This window comes from Citrobacter sp. H12-3-2 (genome assembly GCF_009649895.1).
Taxonomy (GTDB): Bacteria; Pseudomonadota; Gammaproteobacteria; order Enterobacterales; family Enterobacteriaceae; genus Citrobacter; species Citrobacter portucalensis.
Genome location: NZ_CP045837.1, coordinates 1661241 through 1685457 on the forward strand (window position 1 = coordinate 1661241; position 24217 = coordinate 1685457).

Here is a 24217-nt window from a genome sequence, read left to right on the forward strand (position 1 = left end):
AACCGTGTGCCGGGTGAGAGCGTTAACGCCTTATCCGGTCGAAGAGAACCATCAGTATCGATGACAAAACCCCATAAAAAAACCCCGCCTTGGCGGGGTTTTTCTTCAACTTGTTTGCGATTACGCGCGAACGAAGTCGATGTGGGACAGCTTCGGCTTGAACGGGTGACGCTGTACAGCCTGAGCTTTAACTTTAACTTCTTTACCGTCAACAACGATGGTCAGAACTTCGCTGTAGAATTCAGCTTTAGCTTGCATGTTCATAACTGCATCGTGATCCAGTTCGATAGCAATCGGGGCTTCTGCGCCACCGTAGATGATTGCCGGGAACTTGTTAGCGGCACGCAGGCGGCGGCTCGCACCCTTACCCTGCTCTTTACGTACTTCAGCGTTGATAGTAAACATTTAAATCTCTCTTTAATAATTCCTGCTACAGGCGACCCAGCAACAGGTAAGTGATCTGCTTTGCGTATGCAAAAGCGGGCGAGATTCTATACTCAAACGGCTGGTACATCAATCAAAAGTACGATTAACCGCGTAATTCATGTGCCCGACGAAAGCGTCCTTCATAATCGAAGACCTTTTCACGGACCTGCCAGTACTGACCTTTCATGCGCGCCACCACGAAATCAGGATGCCGTAACAACGCCTGCTGATTGAGGATATCGGCGGCGGTTATCCAGCGTAAGGGTATACCGGGTGTTCGGGTGTGCGGGCGAATAAACAGTTGTTCGAAGGCCGTACGCTGCGCGGGAGTGTGCAGGCGAAAGCGTTCGCTGACGTCAGCGCCATCTTCATCGTAATAGGTGATTTTCAGCCATTCGCCTTTATCATCCTGCCCGTTTTGTAACACCATACCACTACAGCGCAGGACCAGCGCATCTTTGAGCCTGAGCGCGGCTTTCAGCATGTCATCCGGGTCAACCAGCACCGTGTCGCACTCCCGACAACGGCGGGCAGCAATGTCATTTTCCGCGTTGCACTGTGGACAGTTTTTAAAACGGAAACGAAAATCGCACTGTTCGCGATGGCCGTCATCATCTTCAAACCATCCCTGGCAGCGGCGGCCAAAATGTTCAATCAGCGTGCCGTCTGCCGTGGTTTTGCCCCAGAAGGTGTTTGCAAATCCGCAGGCAGGACAGAACACCTGTACCGGAACGTTGTCGCTTTTCCCTTTCGGAGCACCCACTTCCGGTGCGTACAGATCGTGCGGGTTGCCGGCATAATCGAGGATCAGACAGTCGGTTTTACCCGGTGCAAGGCGCAACCCGCGACCGACAATTTGTTGGTAAAGGCTAACTGACTCCGTCGGGCGCAGAATGGCGATAAGGTCAACGTGCGGGGCATCAAAGCCGGTGGTCAGGACCGACACATTCACCAGATAGCGAAAGCGCTGGGCTTTGAACTCTTCAATCAGCACGTCGCGCTCAGCGCCTGGCGTATCCCCAGTGATTAGCGCGGCGTCGTCAGCGGGCAGCAGGCCCAGAATTTCTTTGGCGTGCTCAACGGTGGCGGCGAAAATCATCACCCCTTTGCGGGTTTGGGCAAACTCGACAATTTGGCTGATGATATGCGGCGTTATTCGTTGCTGCTTTTTCAGCTCCTGATTCAGATCCGCTTCGCTAAACAGGCCGTTACTCTGCGCCTGCAGGCGACTAAAGTCATACTGCACGACCGGCATGTCGAGGCGTTCTGGCGGCGTCAGGTAGCCGTGTTTAATCATGTAGCGCAGCGGTAATTCATAAATGCAGTCGCGAAACAGCGCTTTTTCATCGCCGCGCACCATACCATGATAATGAAAATGATAAATCCAGCCCTTGCCCAAACGAAAAGGTGTGGCGGTAAGCCCGAGCAGACGTAAGTGGGGATTTACTTTAGTCAGGTGAGTGAGGATTTGCTGATACTGACTCTCTTCATCATCGCCAATACGATGACATTCATCGACGATCAGCAGGGAGAATTCACCCTGAAAGGCGTCCAGATTACGCGCTACCGACTGTACGCTGCCAAAGACTACTTTCCCGTGGCTCTCTTTACGCTTCAGGCCTGCGGCAAAAATATCGGCTTCCAGCCCCAGCGCACAATATTTGGCATGGTTTTGTGCGACCAGTTCTTTGACGTGCGCCAGTACCAGTACGCGACCACGTGCCACGCGGGCCAGTTCAGCAATCACCAGACTTTTGCCCGCGCCGGTTGGCAGGACGATAACCGCCGGGGTGCGGTGGTGGCGAAAATGGTTGAGCGTGGCGTCCACGGCTTCTTTTTGGTACGGGCGAAGAGTAAAAATCATGAGCTCATTAAGGTAAACAGCAACAATGTATAGTATGCCATGAATCATTTCCCTTGAGGGATGGTGTAACACCGCTATACTGGGCGGATAATAGTCCCACTTTTCGGGCGTAAACCCGCTTCTCGTATTTTTACAGGCAAAAATCACACTCATGCGACTTGATAAATTTATCGCTCAGCAACTCGGCGTCAGCCGCGCTATTGCCGGGCGTGAGATCCGTGCTAACCGCGTTACTGTCGACGGTGAAATCGTTAAAAACAGTGCCTTTAAGCTGCTACCAGAACACGACGTCGAATATGACGGTAATTCCCTGGTTCAACAAAATGGCCCGCGCTATTTTATGTTGAATAAGCCTCAGGGTTATGTTTGCTCAACGGATGACCCGGATCATCCGACGGTGCTTTATTTCCTTGATGAACCGGTTGCCTACAAATTGCATGCGGCAGGGCGTCTGGATATCGACACCACCGGACTGGTACTGATGACCGATGACGGACAGTGGTCGCATCGTATCACCTCTCCTCGTCACCATTGTGAGAAAACCTATCTGGTGACGCTGGAGTCGCCAGTGGCAGACGATACCGCCGAGCAGTTTGCCCATGGCGTACAGTTGCATAATGAAAAAGACCTGACCAAACCGGCTGTTCTGGAGGTCATTACGCCAACTCAGGTGCGATTGACCATCAGCGAAGGGCGTTATCATCAGGTAAAACGTATGTTTGCCGCGGTGGGTAACCACGTTGTGGAACTGCACCGTGAACGAATTGGTGACATCAGGCTTGATGACGATCTGGAGCCGGGTGAATACCGTCCATTGACCGAAGAAGAAATCGCCAGCGTTAACTTAACCCCGCGTTAATTTCAGGAGCTAAATGTGACCACCCGGCAGAACTCGTCAATTGCCATAGTCTTTATCCTTGGCTTGTTAGCCATGCTGATGCCGTTGTCGATTGATATGTATCTTCCGGCGCTACCTGTTATCTCAGAACAGTTTGGTGTGCCTGCGGGTAGCGCGCAGATGACCCTCAGTACCTATATTCTGGGGTTTGCAGTGGGGCAGTTGCTCTATGGCCCAATGGCTGACAGCATTGGGCGCAAGCCGGTGATTCTGGGCGGAACGCTGGTGTTTGCGGCGGCGGCAGTGGCCTGCGCACTGGCGCAAACTATTGATCAACTGATCGTGATGCGTTTCTTCCACGGTCTGGCTGCCGCGGCGGCGAGCGTGGTTATCAACGCCCTGATGCGCGATATCTATCCGAAGGAAGAGTTCTCACGCATGATGTCATTCGTCATGCTGGTCACGACAATTGCGCCCTTGTTGGCACCTATCGTGGGTGGTTGGGTGCTGGTATGGCTTAGCTGGCACTATATCTTTTGGATCCTCGCCATGGCGGCTGTTCTGGCGTCGGTGATGATCTTTACGCTGATCAAAGAGACCCTGCCTGTAGAGCGTCGCCAGCCGTTTCGCCTGCGTACCACTATTGGCAACTTTGCCTCGCTGTTTCGTCATAAACGAGTGCTGAGCTATATGCTGGCCAGCGGGTTCAGCTTTGCCGGGATGTTCTCGTTTCTGAGCGCCGGACCCTTTGTTTACATTGAGATCAACCACGTTTCACCGCAGCATTTCGGTTATTACTTCGCACTGAACATCGTATTCCTGTTCGTGATGACTATCATCAACAGTCGCTTTGTGCGTCGGGTTGGGGCATTGAATATGTTCCGTACCGGTCTGTGGATCCAGTTCGTGATGGCGGGATGGATGGTCTTTAGCGCACTGTTTGGGCTGGGGTTCTGGGCTCTGGTCGTTGGCGTTGCGGCGTTTGTTGGCTGTGTATCGATGGTGTCATCAAACGCCATGGCGGTTATTCTGGATGAATTTCCGCATATGGCGGGAACGGCGTCATCGCTGGCTGGGACATTCCGCTTTGGCATTGGCGCCATTGTCGGGGCCCTGTTGTCTCTGGCGACCTTTAACTCGGCCTGGCCAATGATATGGTCGATCGCATTTTGCGCTACCTGCTCAATTCTCTTCTATCTTTACGCCAGTCGCGCTCAAAAACGGTGATCTATTACACAACCTGGGGACCATAAGGTCTCCAGAGTTGATGTACATCAACCGCAAATCTATCATTTTCCCCGCTTATGTTTATTTTATGTAAAATCAATTTATGTAAAAAGTCACATCATTGTAGTTAAAAAGGTTGAGTTAGATCGCAGAAACGAGTACATATAGCCCGGAAATATGCCAGAACCGTTGAATAAATTTAATTACTGGGTTCTGTAAGCAGCATAAGTACTGGATGTAAACGTTTACCAACTGTCTAAAGACGTATTGTCAATGATGTGTTAATATTGATGTAAAATAATTGTGAAGTGATTGTGCTTCCAGGGAAAGAAAGTGATGACATTACAACTCTCAATCGTTCATCGTCTGCCGCAGAGCTATCGTTGGTCGGTGGGTTTCGCAGGTTCGAAAGTTGAACCGATTCCGCAAAACGGTCAGAGTAATGAGAACAGCCTGGTGGCACTCAAATTGCTCAGTCCTGATGGTGACAGCGCGTGGTCAGTCATGCATAAGCTCAGCCAGGCCCTCAGTGATATCGAGGTTCCTTGTTCCGTACTGGAATGTGAAGGAGAGCCGTGCCTGTTTGTGAATCGCCAGGACGAATTTGCCGCGACCTGCAGACTGAAAAACTTCGGCGTGGCTATCGCAGAACCGTTTTCAAACAACAATCCTTTTTGAGCGTCAGCTTAGCGCGAGCAGCTGACGCGTATAGGCCTGCTGTGGTGCGTTAAAGACGTGCTCGCATTGCCCTTGCTCCACGACCTCTCCCTGACGTAGCACAATAACCTGATGGCATAATGCGCGTACTACGTGCAAATCATGGCTGATAAAAATATAAGCCAGCCGATGCTTTTCCTGTAAGGATTTTAACAACGTCAGGATTTGCGCCTGTACGGTCCTGTCGAGCGACGATGTTGGTTCATCCAGAATGATCAGGGAAGGTTTGAGAATCAATGCTCTCGCAATAGCAATGCGTTGGCGTTGTCCGCCGGAAAACTCCGCAGGATAACGATGTCGCGTTTCTCTATCCAATCCCACTTCCGCCATTACCGCTTTCACCTGTGCCTCGCGTTGTTCGGCTGACAGGGTAGGCTGATGAACGCGCAACCCCTCCTCGATAATCTGTAGCACGCTCAGGCGTGGGTTCAGCGAGGAGTTGGGATCCTGAAATACCACCTGAATACGGTGACGGACCGGCAACAGCTGGCGTCGATTTAAGGTATGCAGTGCCAGACCATCGAACACAATGCTTCCCTGCGAGGTGATTAACCGCAGAAGCGCCAGTCCGGTAGTGCTTTTTCCGGAGCCTGACTCTCCAACCAGCCCCAGCGTTTCACCGGGCCGGAGGGAAAAACTGACGTCGTTAACGACGACGTTGTGGTCCACCACGCGTTTCAGGATACCTTTGCGGATAGGAAAGGCGACGCGGAGTTTTTCCACTTCCAGCAACGGAGCTTGCCCGACAGGCAAAGGTACCGGGTCGCCGGAAGGTTCGCTGTTTAACAATTTCTTCGTGTAGGGATGCGTTGGCGCAGTGAGCAACTGTGCTGCTCTATTTTGCTCAACGCACTGGCCGTTTTGCATGACCGCCACGGTATCGGCCAGTTTTTTCACAATACTCAGGTTGTGGGTGATGAACAGTAATCCCATGTTCAGCTCGCGCTGTAGTTCCCTCAGCAATTGCAGGATCTGTGCCTGAACGGAAACGTCCAGCGCGGTAGTCGGTTCATCAGCAATAAGCAGCTCAGGTCGTGTCAGCAGTGCCATGGCGATCATCACACGCTGGCGTTCACCGCCGGACAGTTGGTGTGGGTAATCTGCGAGACGTTTGGCCGCCTGACGGATGCCAACGCGATCCAGGCAGGTCAGGATTTCTGCCCGCGCCGCTTCCCGACGCATTCCCCTATGCAGCGACAGCACTTCATAAAGCTGTTTTTCCAGATTGTGGAGCGGGTTCAGTGACACCATCGGCTCCTGGAAAATCATGGCGATTTTATTCCCCCGTACGCCGCGAAGCGTCTGCTCGTTGGCGTGAAGTAATGATTCACCATGAAAACGGATGTCCCCGGAAGGGTAAACTACCGGAGGGGACGGTAACAACCGTAGGATAGAAAGCGCGGTCACGCTTTTCCCCGATCCAGACTCGCCCACCAGCGCTAGCGTTTGTCCGGCATCAACCCGTAGTGAGAGGGCATTGACTACGGTGCGCACGGTCTCTTGTTGACGAAAACCTACCGATAAATTCTCAATGGCTAACAGAGGTTGTGTCATTTTAAATCGCCTTGTTGGGATCAAACGCATCGCGTACCGCTTCACCAATAAAGATCAGTAGCGATAGTAGCAGGGCAACGGAGATGAACGCGGTGATGCCAAGCCACGGTGCCTGCAGGTTGTTTTTACCCTGTAACAGGAGTTCTCCCAGTGATGGCGAGCCAAGCGGTAAACCGAACCCAAGAAAATCCAGTGAGGTCAGGGTGGTTATCGAGGCGCATAAAATAAACGGTAAAAAAGTCAGGGCCGCGACCATCGCGTTAGGCAGCATATGACGCAGAATAATATTGCGATCGCTTACGCCTAGCGCTTGAGCGGCTCGAATGTAATCAAAGTTTCGGGTACGTAAAAATTCCGCGCGCACCACGCCAACCAGGCTCATCCAGCCAAACAGCACGGTAATGCCCAGCAGCCACCAGAAGTTAGGCTGGACCACGCTCGACAATAGGATGATGAGAAACAGCGTTGGCATTCCTGACCAAACTTCAATGAATCGTTGCCCCCACAGGTCCACCTTGCCGCCATAATAGCCCTGAATTGCGCCAGCCATAATGCCCATCACGCTCGAACAGAGGGTGAGCATTAGACCAAACAAGACAGAAATACGTGTGCCGTAGAGGATGCGCGCCAGTACATCACCGCCGTTGGCGTCTGTTCCCAGCCAGTTTTGTGCGGAAGGCGGGGAAGGGAAGGGCTTATCGGTGGCAAAGTTAATGCTGGTGGCCCCAAAGCGTATTGGTGCCCACAGGATCCAGCCCTGGTTTTCCAGGCGCTGTTGTAGCCACGGGTCCTGATAATCAGCCTGAGTCGCCAGCGGTCCGCCGAAGTCGCTTTCACTGTAGTTTTTGAACAGGGGGAAATACCAGCTATTGTCGTAGCGCACCAGTAGCGGCTTATCATTGGCAATCAGTTCTGAACACAGGCTAAGACCGAACAGCACCAGAAAAATCCACAGCGACCAGTAGCCGCGACGATTGTGGCGAAAGCGCGCCCAGCGGGCCTGATTGACGGGGCTTAATCGCGACATTAGCGTCCCTCAAAATCAATACGAGGATCGACCAGCGTATAGCTGATGTCGCTGAGGATATTCAGCAGCAGACCGATCAGGGTGAAGATATAAAGCGTGCCAAACATTACCGGGTAGTCGCGTGATACGGTGGATTCATAACCCAGCAATCCCAGGCCGTTAAGTGAGAACATCACTTCAATCAGCAGTGAGCCGGTAAAAAACATGCTGATAAACGTTGCCGGGAAGCCGGCGATCACCAGCAACATGGCATTGCGAAACACATGTTTCCACAGAATATTTTTCTCGCTGACCCCTTTAGCGCGTGCGGTGACGACATATTGTTTGCGCACCTCATCCAGAAATGAGTTCTTGGTCAGCATAGTCAGTGCGGCAAACCCACCAACCACCGTCGCCAGCACCGGCAGGGTAATATGCCAAAGGTAGTCGGTTACTTTCTGATACCAGGGCAGGGAGTCAAAATTGGCGGAAACCAGCCCGCGAAGCGGGAACAGGTCGTAGTAGCTTCCCCCGGCAAAAAAGACGATCAGCAAAATGGCAAACAGAAAGGCCGGTATGGCATAGCCGATAATAATAAATGCGCTGCTCCAGACATCAAACCGGCTGCCGTTATGCACCGCTTTGCGGATCCCAAGAGGTATCGACACCAGATAGATGATGAGCGTACTCCACAGCCCCAGCGTGACGGAAACAGGCAGGCTGTCTTTGATAAGCGTCAGCACCGAGGCGCTACGAAACAGGCTGTCACCGAAATCGAAACGAATGTAATCCCAGAGCATTTTGAAGTAACGCTCATGAATGGGCTTATCGAACCCATAGCGGCGAGTGATTTCGGCGATCACTTCCGGGTCAAGACCCCGTCCGCCTCGATAATTACTGTCGCTGATGTTACCAACGCCGGTTTGCGCGTGGCTGGCACGAACGCCTTCGCTACCCGCGCCGGGTAATGCCCCGCTTTGCCCGAACTCAATGGCGGCGACGGCCTGTTCAACCGGGCCGCCTGGGGCAATTTGCACGATAAAAAAGTTGATGGTGATGATGGCCCAAAGCGTTGGGATCACCAGCAGTAGACGTCGAATCAGATACGCGCCCATTTATTCTCCCTGTCGTCTGGCTGCGGGCAGTTTCGCCGCTTTGTTGACGTCATACCACCAGTTGTCGAGGCCAATGGTGTAAATTGGGCGAATAGCAGGATGCGAAAATTTATCCCACCAGGCGATGCGATCCTCTGCCATAAACCACATCGGCAACATGTAGTAGTTCCAGGTTAATACCCTGTCCAGTGCCCGGCCCAGTGGGATCAATTTGGCTTTATCACCTTGTGCCGCGATAATTTGGTCGATCAGTTTATCAATCACCGGGCTTTGTACGCCGGGGGCGTTGTAGCTGGAATCAATATATTGAGAGGCCCACAGAATTTGCAGGTCCGAACTCGGCCACGGCATCGCGCGATACAACCTCGGCATCATGTCATAGTCGCGACTGCGCAGGCGGTTCGTGATTTGTGAGTTATCCACCTGGCGGATATTCATGGTAATACCTAAGCGCTGCAGGTTGTGCTGGAACGGCAGCACCCACTGACTGTTGCTGCCCGCCGGGAGCAACAGTTCAAAGCTCAGAGGTTTACCGCTGGCGCTGTTTACGCGCTGCTGACCCTTTAGTACCCACCCGGCCTGCTCCAGTAAGGTATCGGCTTTCAACAGGTTGTCGCGATCGTAGCCATCGCCTTTTGATTTTGGCGGCTGATAGATTTGGCTAAAGACCTCAGGGGGGAGATCTTTTTTCAAGGGCGCGAGTATCACCAGTTCATCAGCGTCGGGGTATTTTGTCGCGGCATATTCGGTATTCTGAAAATAGCTGTTGGTCCGGCTCCAGGCATTATAGAACAGCGCTTTATTCATCCATTCAAAATCAAAGGCCAGCGTGATGGCTTCCCGTACCCGTCGGTCGCTGAATACCGGACGCTGAATATTAAATGCCAGCCAGCGGGTATCCTGCGCGGACTCGTTTTTTTGTTCATCTTTGATGATGTAGTGATTCGCGAAATTTTTCCCGGTATAACGCGTCGCCCAGTTTTTGGCATCATTTTCAAGACGCAGATCAAACGCACCGGCCTTAAACGCTTCAAAGGCGACGTTATCATCCAGATAGTAGTCGTAGCGGATGGTATCAAAGTTCCAGCGTCCACGATTGACGGGCAGATTAGCGGCCCAATAATCTTTGACGCGCGAATAGACAATATACTGGCCCATCTTCCATTTCGTAATGCGATAAGGGCCGCTGGCGAGCGGCGGCGATGATAAGGGATCGCTGAGCTTATGATCTTTCCAGTACTTCTCTGGCATCACGGGTAATGAAAACAGGCTGAGCATGTCCTCTTTACCCGGTTTGGCTAATTCAATGCGTACGGTTAATGGCGCGATGGCTTTTACCGTTGTTCCCTTGTAGACCAGACGAAACTGCGGCACGCCTTCAGTCATAAATTTGTGGAAGGTGAATGCGACGTCGCGGGCGGTAATGGGTGAGCCATCGTGAAAACGCGCTCGTGGATTAATGGCAATTTCTACCCAGGAATAGTCGTCAGCATAGCGTGCGCTGTCGGCAATGAGCGGGTAATAGCTACCAGGTTCATCGTCAGAGGTCGTAAACAACGTATCGTAAAGCGTTTCGGTACGTGCACCAGGGTTACCGCGCATCGCATAGCGGTTAAAGTTGTCAAACGTGCCAATGGCGGACAGGGTGATTTGACCCCCTTTAGGGGCTGCGGGATTTACATAATCGAAGTGATTAAAGTTAAATGCGTACTTCGGTTCACCCAGTACGGCAAAAGCATAGCTTTCTTTGATGGATTGCGCCTGGGCGCTAAACCCGATGAGGGTAATAAACAGAAACAGTACGCGAGGGATCATATAAAAGCGATTTCCTTTTCCTGCCACAACCCGACGGGCATCATGCCTGAAAGATAAGGGATGTAGCGGCGAGTGAGAGTATATGAATCGCATACTGCGATCACCACGTCGGCTTATTGGGCTGTGCCATCCAACGCACAAAATCAGCAAGCTTTAATGGTCGGCTAATCCAGTATCCCTGGAAAAAATGCACCCCACGATCGCGCAGCCAACGGGCTTGCTCAGGAGTTTCTACCCCTTCCGCAACCGTCAGCATATTAAGACGTTTAGAAAGTGTCAACACGGCGTCCAGAACCGGAGAGGTCAGGGTTTCCGTCCCGATGGCGTTAATAAATCCGCGATCGATTTTCAGGTAGTCAACGGTAAAGCGTTCCAGATAAATAAGCGCGCTATGGCCGGTGCCAAAATCATCAATCGCAATTTCAAAACCTGCGGAATGTAGCCATTCAAATAGCTTTGTGGCCTCGTGCTGATTGAGCATATCTCGTTCAGTGATTTCCAGCACTATCTGAAAATAGTTTGCGGGAAGTGAAGCGTGCAGGTGCCGGATGTCGTCTTTAAATGTCTCGCCATGCAGATGCGATGGCGCGATATTGATCCCCAATTTTGCGCCAGCGGGTAACACTTTTTGTAGCGCCGGGGCATCCTGGGCGATCAACTTAAAGAGATGCTGAGTCAGCGGGACGATCATTTTCTGTGATTCAGCGTAATGAATAAAGGCATCCGGTGGGATCTCGCCCGTTGTTGGGTGATTCCAACGTAACAGGACCTCGACGCCTTTCACTTCCAGCGTTTGCATCTCTACGACGGGCTGGTACACCACATAAAACTGGTTATGCTTGATGGCGTTGAGGATATCTTTGCCTGGGCGTAAACGGATGCTGTAGATGTAGTACCAGAGGAGAAGGGCGGCAATAATCCCGGCCATACATCCCAACAAAATAGAATACCAGACGTCGGTATAGCTCCACTCTTGTGCGTATAAGCGAATTTTAAGCGGGATCCCTTCAAGAGTGGCCTGCCGCCAGGAGGTATGAGGAAGAGCGGAGACATCGATGATTCGCGATGAGAATGTCGAAATTGCGGTATTACCGACGATAATCGCAATACCGTCAAAATCATCCTGCCGGGCGGTATAGAGCAGATAAGGTGCCAGATTGATATTCAGTGAGGTAAATACGCCGCTATCGTTGAACGACGCGTTTCGGTGCCAAATCATGATCGCTGGTTTGTCCGGCATCATGGGCGTACCGGGAAGTAATTCCACATCAATATTTCTGCTGATATCGAGGTTTGGTATCAAATCCAAAATCGGAGTGAACATGGAACCTGTCGCGGAAGAGCAGAAAGCGATGCCGTCTTTTACCAGCAAGAAAGCGCGAACGTTCAGGCTAAATGCTGCACTGGAGGTCAGCTTAGCGCCGACTTGTTGGCAACTGTTGGCAACCAGCGGCTGAAGGGCATCGGTGGTGGTTTTGAGGTCGGTGAAGTAGCTGCTGACGTAATTCTGGATATCGGCAAGGAGCGTGTCGTACTTAACTTCTCGTTTATGCCAGGTGACGAAAAACTGCAGGGTACTCACGAGTATTGCGACGATAAGCCCCGTTAACATACAGGAAAGCAGGATTTTCCGACCGGATGAAGAAGAGCGTCTGAACATAGATCCTTATTTTACCTGATTTAACCGCTTACTCTGTATGAATATAACCTGAAATGACTCATGTTGTGAGATTTTTCTTAGTCGCAGGGTGAAACAAAAAAGCACCGCCGAAGCAGTGCTTTTGGAATGTCTCATCAGGATAGCCAAGGGATAGCTGCCAAACGAAACTAACTGCGGCTCAGAACCCGGCGAGCTTCGTTGTAACGTTTTTTCCAGTAAGGCTCGTTCATGCTGGAAATGATAACGCCACTGCTGGTCGAGGCATGTACAAACTGGTTGTTACCGATATAAATACCGACGTGACGGCCAGTAGAACCAGCACGGAACAGAACCAGATCGCCTGTGCGCAGATTAGTGCGCGAAACGGATTTTCCCGTTTCCTGTTGTTCATAGGTTGAGCGCGGAAGCTCTAAACCAAATTGCTCGCGGAATGTACGCTGCACGAAGCTTGAGCAATCAATACCTTTTTTGGTGCTGCCGCCAAGGCGGTAACGCACGCCTTTCCAGTCAGCATACTGGTCCATAATACGTGATTTAACATCGATATTACGTACCATATTTTCAAATTCATCCTGAGAGGCTTGCAGTGAAGAGTTATCTCCATTGCCCACAGCATGCGTCTCAGAATGCATATTCTTGGCGGTGTTCGTTGTGCTACATGCAGAAAGCAGAACCGCAACTGCTATCGCGGGTATGCCCCGCAAGATATATCTCAAAATCGGTTGAGATTTGACCATTTTGTTTGTTTTCCCTTGAAGTCCTTAACGATAAATATCGTTATAAAAAATGCCAAACGTGACGAGACTAATTACCATCGCACGATGAGACAATTCCTTAAGGTCAAATCTGTGGCAGAACGCACAAATTTATTCTGAAAGGGAATAATTATCCCGCGAGGCAAAACGAGTTCGAGATTACCCGATCGTTCCGGTCAATGCGAGTGATTTTACGTGATTTCTTATAAGAAAAATTGATACAGAAAGTGAATAAACGGCATTGTCTAAATTAAGAACAATCAGGGTAAAAAATACGCAACCTACTCATTTTAAACATGAATAAGATGACAGGAGAATGACAATCAGAATGATGAAATATTGCCCGGCATCATCAGGGAATCAGAAGTATCCCTGATGATGTTAATTACTCTGCGTTATTTGTTTAAAAATTGTTTGTTTTTGCCGGGTAGATAATTCACGAACAGAGTGACTAATCGGTCGCTTAATGGCGTCATTAGCCACCAGGGAAGGCCAATCAAGACCACCGTCATGGAACCAACCACGATATCAGTGAGCCAATGAGCGCCAATCATTATGCGCGGGAAGGCAAAAACCACAGCAATAATAAGGCCGATTATTCCTGCGACTTTTCCGAAATAACGCAGCATAAATGCGGAAAAAATAAGCAGCATCATGCCGTGATCGCCAGGAAAACTGTCTTTCGACGCATCTTTGGTCGGAATATGTAGCAGTTCGCTGACGCGATAAATATTATCCAGCATAAGCGTGGGGCTGGCGCGTTTAACGGGAATAAGCGCCTGGCCCAGCTGATTTAATACCACTGCAGTGAGCAGCATAACCAAACCAATTGCCACAATGCGTCGGCGACCTTCCAACGTCTCTTTGAGCCAAAAGTGCAGCATCAATGCGCCCATAGCCAGCAATGAGCAGCCATCAAATGCCCGATTATTGGTAATAGCAACAACCCATAAGAACAGCGGGCTTTCCACCAGTTTATGATTAAAGAAGCGGAAAACGCCCGTATCGAGTGAAGACCAGAACCCATGCCCGGCTGGAATATACCAGGACAGAAACAGTGCCAGACCAGCAATATTAAGCAGGAGGATTAAAGGGTATCGGGTTTTCATCGTCGTTTACCATTGCTAAAAACGAAGGCAACCTTACGCGCTAGCGTCTAAACGAAGTCTCAACAACGCGCTCTGTAACGCATTCCAGTCAGTCTCGGTATCGGCGATGAGTTCAATACGGCTATCCGGTGGCGCGACGTTTTGCGTCTCTATATGCCAGTCGTCTCCCTGGCGGTTAATGCGTACCAGTCCTTCTTTAATACGCATTACCCCCTTCACGCGTCCAACAGGAGCAAGACGCGACCATTCCAGCAGACCGATGGTATCGAACACCGTATCGGCGTCAAAAATCCAACCGCAGGCCTGATGGCCCTGACCGCTGTTCAGGCTACGACGCCAGCGCTGCTGTGCGGGTAAGCTCAACGCTGCCAGCCCCTTTTTGTTGGCATGGCTATGGGCGTGCTCCGCGCTTGCAGGAAGCTCCGCCAGGTTTAGTCGGGGTAAATCCAGTAGCTGTCCGTCAATTTGCCCATGGTCGGCATGAACCAACTGTCGATTACCGCCGTAGTGTTGCCACCAGCTTTGCAGGGCGTTTTCGCTTTCCGTCGTGGCACGGTCGGTTTTGTTGGCAACAATGATATCAGCGGCGGCCAGCTGATCGCGGAAATTGTCATTGGCGACGCTTTTCTCATCCAGTAACAGGCGAGGATCAAGGATACAGAGGGTTGCGCGCAGATCGATCCACGGCTCATAAACCGGTGCGGTGAGTAAATCCAGAATCTGTTTGGGATGCCCGAGGCCTGTGGGTTCAATCAGCAGGCGGTCGGGTTTTCCCTGACGCAGCAGCGTATTGAGGCCAACCTGCATTGGCAGACCGTTAACACAGCACATACAGCCGCCGGGGATCTCTTTTAGCAGCGCACCGCTGTCGGCCAGCAACGCGCCATCAATGCCAACTTCACCAAACTCATTAACCAGCACGGCCCACTTCTCAGCAGGATCTTTGTTTGCCAATAAATGAAGAATAGAGGTGGTTTTGCCACTGCCGAGAAAACCGGTGATGAGATTGGTTTTAGTCACATTTACTCCAGAATCATAAATTACCGTAATGGCATTTAACAATCCTGGCGAAAAACAGGGAAAAAGAGAAGGGGTGAGAGGACGAAGAGGCGCTTCGTCCTGCTTAATGGCAGAAATCGTTAACTTTTTAACGTCTCAATGACAGCCTGATGCGCACCGTATTGGGCAATGCGTTGCCAGGCCTGCTGAATGGCCGCGACAAACTGCGGATTCTGTACGAGATCGGTGGCGAAAATCTCGCGCAGCGAAAGCAGGGCGTTGACGCGTTCTGACTCTGTGCTCTGTTTAACCAGAGCGGCAATTTTTTCACTCAACGGGTCACGAACATCAATAGCGGTGCCTGAATCATCCACGCCGCTCACATAACGCATCCAGCCTGCGACGCCGAGCGCCAGCAGTGGCCACTCACTTTGGCGGGCTAAATGTACGCGGATCCCTTCCAACATGCGCTGGGGTAATTTCTGGCTACCGTCCATCGCGATTTGCCAGGTTTTATGTTTCAACGCTGGGTTGGCAAAACGCTCCAACAGGCTTAGGGCATACTGGTCTAAATCCACATCGGTAATTTGCAGCGTAGGTGCCTGTTCGTTGAGCATCAGGCGGTAAGCGGCTTCACGAAATGCGCTGTCCTGCATACAGTCGCTGATGTGCTGGAACCCGGCCAGATAGCCGAGATAAGCGAGAAACGAATGACTGCCGTTCAGCATCCGCAGTTTCATTTGTTCCCACGGCAACACATTTTCGACCATCTGGACGCCCGCCGTTTCCCATTGTGGGCGGCCACACACAAAATTATCTTCAATCACCCACTGGATAAACGGTTCGCAGCTGATTGCGCAAGGATCGGCAACCCCCAGCTCGCGGGCAATTTCGGCCAGTGACTCTTCAGTGGCGGCAGGGACAATGCGGTCGACCATGGTGCCTGGGAAACTGACATGCTCCTGAATCCAGGTTGCCAGTTCTGGTGAACGTTTCTCCGCCATTCCAAGGACGGCGTTTTTTACCACATGACCATTGTCCGGGATGTTATCGCAAGAGAGGACGGTAAACGGCTGTAGCCCGCGTTCACGTCGGCGGTGTAGGGCTTCAACAATAATTCCGGGGGCAGAGTGCGGTTCAGTCGGTGTTTGCAGATCGTGAGCAATACGTGGATTACTGAGGTCTAACGAACCTGTCGCCGGATCGATGCAGTAGCCTTTTTCTGTGATGGTTAGCGAGACAATAGCCACCTGAGGTTCGCAGAATTTTTCGATAATAGCCGCCAGCGAATCCAGCCTGGCGTTGAGACATTCGTTGACGGCGCCGATAACAATTGGCTGGTTGCCGGTGGCCCCTTTTTCCAGCACGGTAAATAAATGATCCTGTTCGCGCAGTTGGCTCATCAGTCGATCGCCGCTGAACAGACTGATCTCACAAATACCCCAGTCTCCACCCTGCGCATTCAGCACCCTGTCGGTTAGTAACGCCTGATGGGCGCGGTGAAAAGCACCGAAACCAAAATGCACAATCCGCGTTTTTAATTGCTGGCGGTCGTATTGCGGCATCATGACATTTTCCGCCAGTGGCGCTGAGGCAATAGTTTTCATTTAATACACCTGATTAACCATAAATTAACAATGGCAGTATAAAGTTATATGACAACAAATTGAATTGGTGTGCCTCATTTATCCGGGGAATGTGAGCTTGATCAACCAATCATCGGCAATGTGTTGATCAGTTGACGGATGCCTGTATGGTAGTCGTCATTAAGATGATTTGATTTGGTATAACAACTTGTGAGGTGAAACAATGGAACAAACCTGGCGTTGGTACGGACCTAACGATCCGGTATCGCTTGATGATGTGCGTCAGGCTGGCGCAACGGGTGTTGTGACCGCCTTGCACCATATTCCTAACGGTGAAGTGTGGCCGGTAGAAGAAATTCAGCAGCGTCAGGCCATTCTGGCTGAAAAAGGGCTGACCTGGTCGGTAGTGGAAAGTATCCCTGTCCACGAAGATATCAAAACGCGTTCAGGTCAATATCAAACGTGGATTGCCAACTATCAGCAGAGTATCCGTAATCTGGCGACCTGTGGTATCGATACGGTGTGCTATAACTTCATGCCGATCCTCGACTGGACGCGTACCGACCTCGAATATCAACTGCCGGATGGTTCCAAAGCGCTGCGTTTTGACCAGATTGCTTTTGCGGCCTTCGAACTTCACATTCTGCAACGCCCGGGATCTGAAGCGGATTATACCGCCGAAGAACAACGCCAGGCGCTGGACTACTTCAATGCTATGAGTGATGCAGAAATTGAAAAGCTGACCCGCAATATCATTGCTGGTCTGCCTGGTGCAGAAGAGGGCTATACGCTGGATCAGTTCCGTGCGCGTCTCGCTGAATACGACGGCATCAGCAAGGACGATCTGCGCGATAATATGGCGGTATTCCTGCGGGCGATTGTGCCAGTGGCAGAAGAAGTCGGCGTACGTCTGGCCGTGCATCCTGACGATCCGCCGCGCCCGATCCTCGGCCTGCCGCGTATCGTTTCGACTATCGAAGATATGCAGTGGCTGAAAGAAACGGTCGATAGCATTAATAATGGTTTCACCATGTGCACCGGTTCTTACGGCGTGCGCGCTGATAACGATCTGGTGAAAATGATCGAAACCTTTGGCGATCGAATCCACTTCACGCACCTGCGCTCAACCTGTCGTGAAGATAACCCGAAAACCTTCCATGAAGGTGCGCACCTGCAGGGCGATGTGGATATGGTATCGGTGGTGGCTGCCATTTTGAGCGAAGAGCAGCGGCGTAAAAAAGCGGGCGACCTGCGTCCTATCCCGATGCGTCCGGATCATGGACACCAGATGCTTGACGATCTGCACAAGAAAACCAACCCGGGCTACTCTGCGATTGGCCGCCTGAAAGGCCTGGCAGAAGTCCGTGGCGTTGAGCTGGCGCTGAAACAAACGCAGTTCCGCGATCTGCTGTAAGTCTAACAACAGGGATTGCGCGACAGGCGCGATCCCTGTTTTTCATCAAGGCTGAGCGAGCGCCTGCTCCAGCACTGTCAGCACTTTATTGATCTGCTGTATCTGCAATCCACCAAACCCAAAAAACATAACAGCATCGCTGTTCTCTTTGCGCCATGCGGCTTCTGATCCATTTTCTATATCCGGCAGAGTGTCGAAACGGATCCCGGCCAACAGGCAGCATTGTTGCAACCTGGTGATGAATTCAGCGTGTCTGGCAATGCGTAACGAGAGGTGCAGACCTGCCGTTGCGCCAGCGATTTTCCCTTCGGGAAACAGAGTGGAAAGGCCATCGCGTAACAGGGTGAGGCGCGTCGCATAGCTGCAGGCCAGCTTGCTGATATGCGTATAAAACACCTGATTTTGCATCAGTTCGGCCAAAAATTGCTGCAACAACCACTGGCTGCCGTTGTTATTGAGCGCTTTCATATTCTGTACCGCCGGAAGCAGTTCATCAGGGCAAATAAGATAGCCAAGCCGTGCGCCTGGCCCCAGCGTTTTAGAAAATGTCCCCAAGTAGATAACCCGGTTGTGATAATCCATGGCTTTCAGCGCGGGAAGGGGATTTTCCCCATAGGTAAAAACGGCATCGTAATCATCTTCAATGATGTAAGCGCCGACGCGTTGCGCCCACGTTAATAATGACTGACGGCGCTCCAGTGAAAGCACGCTTCCCATCGGATACTGATGCGCTGGAGTAACATAACAAAGCTGGGTTTCATACTCGGGTAAATTATCTGTTTGCAGCCCGTGGTTATCTACGGCAATTGACGTAATGTCTGCACCGTAATAATTAAAAAGATGCCATGCGCCAGAATAACAAGGGGATTCGGTCACAATATGGCACTTTTTTTGCTGACTGACGGCATGATGAATAATAAATATTTGGCTGAGCAGTGATAATCCTTCCTGAATCCCGTTGGTAATGATGATGTTCTCTGCTCGGGTATTAATTCCGCGGGATAAATTAAGGTATCTGACCAATTGCTCACGCAGTGAAAATAATCCATTTGGTGAATGATATCGGGTAAATAATTGTTCTTTAAGTATGCTTGGAGCATTATTCCATTTCCGCCAGCTTGACCAGGGAAATGCGTTGGGATCGGGGACACCCATCCGACAGTAGCACTCTCGTCCTGGCTCGGCGTAAACATCGGTTGAGACTCCGGCAGCTTTAGGTTTTGTGGGCGGAGAACCCTGGGTAACGGGCACATGCGTTGGTGTTATACGTACAGGCGTGGTGAATATCACTTCATAGCCAATGCCGTGTCGGCTCTTGATTAACCCTGCAGCCATAAGCTTATCATAGGCCATCACTACCGTTATTTTGGCTACGTTCAATACCTGAGCCTGCTCGCGAATAGAGGGAAGCTTATCGCCACAAAGCAAATCTCCCCGCTGAATAGCCTGGAAATAAAATTGGAAAATTTGTAATTGCAGCGGAGTGCGGAGTTCTCTATTGAGCGTTAATGTAAGCATGAGTAATTCCTTATTAATATATGGCCACTATATTACGAATTTCTCGTTTTTACTATTTGATACACCTCATGGAGTAGCGGCTGTTCCTATAGCTTGCTATCGCTGTCTCTATTTTTGATTTTTATTATCCCTTAGCGTGTCGCTATTAAAAAATGGAGGCAAGCATGTCGTGGATAAGAAAGAACGCATTGTGGTGCGTATTGGCTGGGGCGGTGGCAATGGCCCTGGCTATTTGGGGAACGTGGCAAGGCGTTCATTACACCAGTACCACCGAATTTTGTTTATCGTGTCACTCGATGCGCACGGCTGGAGAGGAATATAAAACCAGCGTGCATTTTCGTAACGCATCTGGCGTGCGGGCTGAGTGTAAGGATTGTCATATCCCCCCGGGCGTTGTTCCAACGCTTATTCGTAAAACTGAAGCCTTAAACGACCTCTATCACACCTTTATTTCTCCTTCTATCGATACTCCTGAAAAGTTTGCTGCCAAACGCCCGGAGCTGGCCCAGCGGGAGTGGGCACGCATGAGCGCGAATAATTCAGCGGCGTGTAAATCCTGCCATAGCTATGAGGCAATGGATCATGGCAAGCAATCGGCAAACGCGGCGGCGCAAATGACTGCAGCGGCAGCAAAAGACAGTAACTGTATCGATTGTCACAAAGGAATAGCCCATCACAAACCCGATATGAGCAGCGGTTTTCGCGATCGCTATAAGCAGCTACAGCGTCAAGGAGATACGCCAACGGATGCGACCACACTGTTTTCATTAAGCGAAAAATCACTGGCGGCAACGGCAGGGAGTCCGGTCGGGAAGGCGCTGTTATTTCCTGCTACCGAAGTCAAGGTGCTGAAAAAAGAAGGCAGTAACGTGCAGCTCGAAATCACGGGCTGGCGAGAAAGCAAAGGGCGTGGACGGGTGATCACCCAGTATATGGGGAAACGCGTTTTCTCCGCCGTTCTCGATGAGCCCCTGATGGCGAACGTAAAAGTGCTACACACCCAGGTCGATCCTGACTCACATCAGGAATGGCAGCAGGTGAGCGTCACCGCCTGGACCACCGATCAGGACTTTATCAACACGCTTGCGCCAATCTGGGAATACTCAGATCAAATGCTGCAATCCACCTGTAGCGCCTGTCATAGCACTCCTCCTACAACCCGATATACCGCTAACGGCTGGATCGCCGGACTGAAAGCCATGTCGACCTATTACCGGCTTAATCCGGTGGAGGAACGTACGTTGTTGAAATACCTCCAGACCCACGCCAGCGATGTGTCTGAAACCAACAAAAAGTAAGGATAATGTATGGATATTCATGACTTTAATCCGTCCCGCCGCCGTTTTCTCAACGGAATGCTGGCGGTGGGGGCTGCCAGCGCACTGGCGCCTAATCCGCTGATATCAAAAGTGTGGGCGGCGGGGGAAAATCCCGAGCAGTGGATCCAATCTGGTTCGCACTATGGCGCTTTTGAAGCCAAAGTGGTCAACGGTGAGTGGACCGAAACCCGTCCGTTCAAACATGACAAATACCCCTGCGATATGCTGAACGCGGTGCGTGAAGTGGTCTACAACCCGTCGCGGGTACGCTACCCGATGGTGCGTCTGGACTGGCTGCGTAAGCGTGAGAAGTCAGATCGCAGTCAGCGCGGAGATAACCGTTTTGTTCGGGTCAGTTGGGATCAGGCGCTGGATCTGTTTTACGAAGAGCTGGAGAGGGTGCAAAAAACCTATGGCTCATCAGGCGTATTTACCGGGCTTGCCGACTGGCAAATGGTGGGCAAATACCATAAAGCGGGCGGGGCGATGGATCGGGGACTTGGCCTGCATGGTAGCTATGTGACAACCGTCGGCGACTATTCTGCGGCAGCGGCACAAGTCATTTTACCGCATGTGATTGGTTCGCTGGAAGTTTATGAGCAGCAGACGTCGCTTCCGCTGGTGATTCAAAACAGCAATACCATCGTGCTGTGGGGCTGCGATCCGATCAAGAACCTGCAGATCGAGTTTTTGGTTCCCGATCACGATGCGTTTGGCTACTGGCAGCAGATTAAAGAGGCGGTAGCGCAGGGTAAGATGCGCGTTATCAGTGTTGATCCGGTGCGTAGCAAGTCGCAAAACTATCTTGGCTGCGAGCAGTTGGCGTTGCGGCCACAAACCGATGTCGCGTTAATGCTGGCGCTGGCGCATACCTTGTACGAAGAAAAACTGTACGACACGGCGTTTATTACCGATTACACCGTCGGCTTTGAGCAGTTTTTGCCGTATCTGCTGGGCGAAACCGATAAACAGCCGAAAAATGCCGAATGGGCGGCAGAAATCTGTGGCCTGACGGCAGAGCAGATCCGAGACTTCGCCCGTCTGTTGGTGAAAGGCCGGACACAGTTTATGGGCGGTTGGTGCGTACAACGCATGCACCATGGTGAGCAGTATCCGTGGATGCTGGTGGTGCTGGCCAGCATGGTCGGTCAAATTGGTTTGCCCGGCGGCGGGGTAGGATTTGGCTGGCACTACAACGGCGGTGGTACGGTAACATCCGCCGGGCCTGTGCTCTCTGGGCTGGGAGGGATCACGAATCCTCCGCAGGCAAAGTACAACGCGGATTTTCGCGGCGTATCGGAGCATATCCCCACTTCGCGTATCGTTGACTGCCTGCTTGAGCCGGGCAAAAAGGTTGCCTTTAACGGCGAAACGTTAACCTGGCCTGACATCAAAATGGCGATCTATAGCGCGGCAAATCCATTTCATGCGCAGCAGGACAGGAATCGCATGATCGACGCGTGGAAGAAACTGGAAACCGTGGTGGTGTTGGATCACCAATGGACCGCGTCGTGCCGTTTTGCCGATATCGTCCTGCCCGTTACCACCCGCTTTGAACGTAACGATATTGAGCAGTTCGGTACGCATTCGAATAAAGGGCTGATGGCGTTGCATCAGATCGTCAAACCGCAATATGAAGCGCGACATGATTTTGATGTATTTGCCGGGCTGTGTAAGCGCTTTGACAAGGAAGCGGTGTACCGTGAAAACCGTGATGAAATGCAGTGGATACAGGCGCTTTATGAAGAAGGCGTGAAGATGGGGGCATCGCTCGGCGTCTCATTACCGGATTTCACAACGTTCTGGCAAGGTGACGGATATATTGAATATCCGCCGGGTCAGCCGTGGGTACGTCACGGTGAGTTTCGCGACCAGCCAGACCTGAATCCGCTGGGAACGCCGTCAGGTCTGATTGAAATCTACAGTAAAACCATCGCGGGCTTCGCCTACGAGGATTGTCCGGGGCATCCGGTGTGGATGGAACCCTTTGAGCGTACCCATAGTGGCAAAAAAGATAAATATCCACTGCATCTGCAATCCTGCCATCCGGATAAACGTCTGCATTCCCAACTGTGCTCTAGCGAGGTGTTTCGCAACACCTATGCGGTTGCCGGAAGAGAACCGCTTTATATCAGTGAACAGGATGCCACCGCTCGTGGCTTAAAAGCCGGTGATATCGCCCGCGTCTTCAACGCTCGTGGTCAGGTACTGGCTGGCGTAGTTGTCAGCCCGGATTTTTCCCCTGGCGTGGTCCGTATTCATGAAGGTGCATGGTACTCCCCGCAGGAAGGGGGGAAAGCCGGGACATTATGCACTTATGGCGACCCGAACGTGCTGAGCGCGGATATCGGTACTTCACAGCTGGCCCAGGGGCCTTCAGCGCATACCGTGCTGGTGGAGGTCGAGCGTTATCAGCAGAAAGCCCCGCAGGTGACGGCTTTCGGTGGTCCGCAGATTGTGAAAGAGGAGGGGACCAGTGCAGCATAAGCAAATTCATCAGCAGCGGGCAGCTGTGTACCAGTGGTTTTCGCAACTGTTATTTCGTGAGCTGGATGAAAAACAGCTCGCCAGTCTGGATAACGGCGATAGCCAGGCTTGGATTGCCTCACTGGCGGCGGTTCCTGGAGTGTCTGCCGAGGTTAAACGTTTTGAGCGCAGCCTGGGCCGGGTTTTGCGGCGCGACTCCCGACAGCTGGAGCTGGCAGCAGACTTTGCCTCGCTGTTTCTGCTGGCCCCGCCGGCTAGTGTTTCTCCCTATGCAGGGCACTATCCACACACGACAGCGGCAGAAGAACGTCGGCAAATGAATGTGCTGCTGATTGAGCAAGGTCTGGCAGCGCGAGAGAATGAACCCTCCGATCATATTGCTGTGCAGTTGGCATTAATGGCGAGGATGGTTGCTAAAGAGGAGAGGCTATCGGCGCAATATTACTTTTTGCATCATCATATTCTGTGCTGGGCACCGTTATTTCGCGACGCTTGTCTGGTGCGGGATAACGAGGGGTTTTATCCTCAGGCGGTGAATCTGATAGTGCGTTTTATGCAAGAGGATGAACAGTATCTGGAGTCATTGCTGATGGATGATTTTTATTTCAGCAGCCAGCGCTGAAAATGAAAAAAGGGACAGCCTGCGTTGTAATGCCAGTCAGTTAAGCATTATGGAGCATATTTTATTGCGGCATAGGGTTCCGTTCACCTCAGCGGAGTCATTTCTCTGAAGCGCAGATACCCGTGAACGTGCAAGGGAGGCTCACCGCCGCCTCCCTTGCACGTTCACAGGCAGTATCGTTTCAGA

Annotated in this window: 19 protein-coding genes; 7 read left to right on the forward strand and 12 right to left on the reverse strand. The window is 51.5% G+C overall.

Going from position 1 to position 24217, the window contains the following annotated elements:
* Positions 1–120: 120 nt before the first annotated feature.
* Both rplY and GHC22_RS07860 read right to left on the reverse strand, forming a co-directional pair.
* The gene (gene rplY, locus GHC22_RS07855) at positions 121–405 is read right to left on the reverse strand and encodes a 50S ribosomal protein L25 (protein ID WP_003027502.1); all 285 of its coding nucleotides are present in this window, start codon (positions 403–405) and stop codon (positions 121–123) included.
* 124 nt (positions 406–529) lie between these two features.
* Complete coding sequence (locus GHC22_RS07860; protein ID WP_079934598.1) at positions 530–2290, reverse strand: DEAD/DEAH box helicase; 1761 nt, start codon at positions 2288–2290, stop codon at positions 530–532.
* A 151-nt stretch (positions 2291–2441) separates the two neighbouring features.
* On the opposite strand from GHC22_RS07860, the gene rsuA reads away from it, so the two are divergent.
* The 3 genes from rsuA (at position 2442) to GHC22_RS07875 (ending at position 5033) form a co-directional block, all read left to right on the forward strand.
* Positions 2442–3149, forward strand: a complete 708-nt coding sequence (gene rsuA, locus GHC22_RS07865; RefSeq protein WP_008785291.1) for a 16S rRNA pseudouridine(516) synthase RsuA — start codon at positions 2442–2444, stop codon at positions 3147–3149.
* Between the two features lie 15 nt (positions 3150–3164).
* Entirely contained in the window at positions 3165–4355 is a 1191-nt protein-coding gene (locus tag GHC22_RS07870) for a Bcr/CflA family multidrug efflux MFS transporter (protein WP_003834584.1), read from the forward strand.
* A 333-nt stretch (positions 4356–4688) separates the two neighbouring features.
* Positions 4689–5033, forward strand: coding sequence for a YejG family protein (locus tag GHC22_RS07875; RefSeq protein ID WP_085951589.1), 345 nt, complete (start codon positions 4689–4691; stop codon positions 5031–5033).
* Positions 5034–5036: 3 nt separating this feature from the next.
* Here GHC22_RS07875 and yejF read toward each other — a convergent pair whose 3' ends face one another.
* From yejF to GHC22_RS07920, 9 genes are all read right to left on the reverse strand, one after another.
* The gene (yejF, locus tag GHC22_RS07880) at positions 5037–6626 is read right to left on the reverse strand and encodes a microcin C ABC transporter ATP-binding protein YejF (RefSeq protein ID WP_153752605.1); all 1590 of its coding nucleotides are present in this window, start codon (positions 6624–6626) and stop codon (positions 5037–5039) included.
* A 1-nt stretch (position 6627) separates the two neighbouring features.
* Positions 6628–7653 carry an ABC transporter permease gene (locus tag GHC22_RS07885; RefSeq protein WP_079934551.1) on the reverse strand — a complete coding sequence of 342 codons (1026 nt, stop codon included), beginning with the start codon at positions 7651–7653 and terminating at the stop codon, positions 6628–6630.
* Entirely contained in the window at positions 7653–8747 is a 1095-nt protein-coding gene (locus GHC22_RS07890) for a microcin C ABC transporter permease YejB (RefSeq protein WP_003834575.1), read from the reverse strand. The genes GHC22_RS07885 and GHC22_RS07890 overlap by 1 nt, the downstream gene beginning before the upstream one ends.
* Complete coding sequence (locus GHC22_RS07895; protein WP_153752607.1) at positions 8748–10562, reverse strand: extracellular solute-binding protein; 1815 nt, start codon at positions 10560–10562, stop codon at positions 8748–8750.
* 100 nt (positions 10563–10662) lie between these two features.
* Positions 10663–12222, reverse strand: coding sequence for a cyclic di-GMP phosphodiesterase (locus GHC22_RS07900; RefSeq protein ID WP_008785287.1), 1560 nt, complete (start codon positions 12220–12222; stop codon positions 10663–10665).
* A gap of 167 nt (positions 12223–12389) precedes the next feature.
* On the reverse strand, positions 12390–12959 hold the full coding sequence (gene mepS / locus GHC22_RS07905) for a bifunctional murein DD-endopeptidase/murein LD-carboxypeptidase (protein WP_003834567.1): 570 nt from the start codon (positions 12957–12959) through the stop codon (positions 12390–12392).
* Positions 12960–13372: 413 nt separating this feature from the next.
* Positions 13373–14086, reverse strand: coding sequence for a phosphatase PAP2 family protein (locus GHC22_RS07910; protein WP_153752608.1), 714 nt, complete (start codon positions 14084–14086; stop codon positions 13373–13375).
* A gap of 33 nt (positions 14087–14119) precedes the next feature.
* The gene (locus tag GHC22_RS07915) at positions 14120–15106 is read right to left on the reverse strand and encodes a GTP-binding protein (protein WP_003834563.1); all 987 of its coding nucleotides are present in this window, start codon (positions 15104–15106) and stop codon (positions 14120–14122) included.
* Positions 15107–15225: 119 nt separating this feature from the next.
* Positions 15226–16692, reverse strand: coding sequence for a mannitol dehydrogenase family protein (locus GHC22_RS07920; protein ID WP_128316799.1), 1467 nt, complete (start codon positions 16690–16692; stop codon positions 15226–15228).
* 202 nt (positions 16693–16894) lie between these two features.
* On the opposite strand from GHC22_RS07920, the gene uxuA reads away from it, so the two are divergent.
* Entirely contained in the window at positions 16895–18085 is a 1191-nt protein-coding gene (gene uxuA / locus GHC22_RS07925; RefSeq protein WP_153752610.1) for a mannonate dehydratase, read from the forward strand.
* 45 nt (positions 18086–18130) lie between these two features.
* Here uxuA and GHC22_RS07930 read toward each other — a convergent pair whose 3' ends face one another.
* Positions 18131–19603, reverse strand: coding sequence for a PLP-dependent aminotransferase family protein (locus GHC22_RS07930; RefSeq protein WP_153752612.1), 1473 nt, complete (start codon positions 19601–19603; stop codon positions 18131–18133).
* A gap of 164 nt (positions 19604–19767) precedes the next feature.
* Between GHC22_RS07930 and torC the strand changes: the two genes are divergently transcribed.
* From torC to torD, 3 genes are read left to right on the forward strand one after another with little or no spacing between them, the layout of a single operon-like run.
* Complete coding sequence (torC, locus tag GHC22_RS07935) at positions 19768–20901, forward strand: pentaheme c-type cytochrome TorC (RefSeq protein ID WP_153752614.1); 1134 nt, start codon at positions 19768–19770, stop codon at positions 20899–20901.
* Positions 20902–20910: 9 nt separating this feature from the next.
* The gene (gene torA, locus GHC22_RS07940; RefSeq protein ID WP_153752616.1) at positions 20911–23409 is read left to right on the forward strand and encodes a trimethylamine-N-oxide reductase TorA; all 2499 of its coding nucleotides are present in this window, start codon (positions 20911–20913) and stop codon (positions 23407–23409) included.
* Complete coding sequence (gene torD / locus GHC22_RS07945; protein WP_153752617.1) at positions 23399–24031, forward strand: molecular chaperone TorD; 633 nt, start codon at positions 23399–23401, stop codon at positions 24029–24031. Before torA ends, torD begins: the two co-directional genes overlap by 11 nt.
* Positions 24032–24217: the final 186 nt, after the last annotated feature.